Consider the following 1680-nt stretch of genomic DNA (forward strand, 5'->3'; position numbering starts at 1 on the left):
GTCTCGGGCACGGCATCGGCCGGGTAGACGCTGGTGGCGGCCTTGACCGCCACCATGTAGGGAAGATCGCGGGCGGTGAGTTCGGCACGGAACTGTGCGCACTCGCCGTAGCCTGCATCCGCGACCACGACACCTGGTCGCGGACGCCCCCAGCCGAGGAGTTCGTCGATCATCTCCACCGCCATCTGCCACTTTGGTCGATGCCGCTCATCGGCAGGTATCGCCGATTTCGCTCGGCGAGCCGCGACCTCGCTCGCGGCGTCCGGGTCGTCGGCACAGCTGTCGTCCCAGCTCTGCGGCACGAACAACCGCCAGTTCAACGGGCACGACGCGGTGTCGGACGCGGCGTGCACACTGACCGCGATCTGGCAGTTGCCGACCTTGCCCAGCGTGCCCGAATACTGCCGAGCCACGCATGGCGAGAAGTCGCCATCCTTGCCGAATCCCGTGTCGTCGACCACCCAGGCATCAGGTGCGATCAGGTCGCACGCCTTGCGTGAGAGCGCCATCCGCACCGGTTCGACGTTCCACGGGGAGTTGGTCACGAACTGCTGCAACCGTTGATGATCCACACCGAGCCGCTGCGCCATCGGCTGCATCGACTTGCGCTCACCGTGGAGCATCAAACCCCGCGCGTACACCCCCGCCGTCGCCACCCTGTCCTTGCGGGCCAATGACGAGAACACCTCGTTTACAAAGGAATCAAGACGTTCATCGACCTCGGTAAGGGCTGCGGCATCCACCCCTCCATCGTCTCGAGAATCGCGCCGAAACTCGAGACCCCACACCCGATCGTGACAGACCTAACAAAGTCCTACTAGAGCGTGTCTGACAATTGCCGGATTCCGGCGATGGACGTCGACGACACCATTGTCATGCCCGGCCCCGGCTGCCACCGACCGGCCCCAGGGTCTCCATAAATGCTTCCAGGGAACCTTCCCCGGCCAGCAAGGGAATGGCCGAACGACTTCGTGGTCTGTTCTCGGGCCGGACTCGCAGCATCAATCGGTCGTGGGATTTCTCGGGGTAGCGAAGTGCCCAGCAGCCCGCACGGCAACAAACAGACCTATCAGAGCCAGTCCTGCTGCTCGACTACTGCGAGTGTGGAGCCTGTTCGAACACACCCGCTCCAGCTCACTCTGCGGAATCGGACGAGACTGCACCACGGGCTCGTCCGATCCGGCAATCGTGACTTTCAGTTCGTTGGCGGGCACCGGACTGAGGACGGATCCGCAGACAACCCTCCGGGGCCCGACACTGTCGACCGGGACCGAAACGGTCACAAAGAGTGCCCACCCGATCATTGCCAATGCCATGACTACCAACAATGCGCAGCTCGAGCCGAACAAAATCGCATATCTACTGCGATGACGCCGCTTCCACCAGAAAGAGGTAAGCGCCAGTCCTGCGCCGAGGTACACCAGCCATGCCCACCAGCCGGGAAGTCCGAGCAAGACATATGCGAACAAGAACGTGATGATCCACAAGGCCGCAGTCAGCCACTTCGTACGGGATCTCGTACCTTGCCGGTTCCTGAGCGCCACCGGATCATTCTCTATGGCATGACCCGGCAACCAGCGGAGATCCGATGCCCGGCGAGTCCGCACCCAAGGACACACGCCTGATCACAGAATCGCCCCTTGGCACCCTGGCTGCAGGTTCGTGAGGGCAGACGAAGAT

At 62.8% G+C, this 1680-nt stretch carries 1 protein-coding gene; it reads right to left on the bottom strand.

The window, feature by feature from the left end; genetic code table 11:
* A partial coding sequence (locus tag WAW17_RS18715) for an IS701 family transposase (RefSeq protein ID WP_422334432.1) occupies positions 1-743 on the bottom strand: 743 nt, incomplete at its 3' end.
* Between the last annotated feature and the right edge of the window lie 937 nt (positions 744-1680).

It is taken from the genome of Rhodococcus sp. (in: high G+C Gram-positive bacteria) (assembly GCF_049286785.1).
Classification (GTDB): Bacteria; Actinomycetota; Actinomycetes; order Mycobacteriales; family Mycobacteriaceae; genus Rhodococcus_F.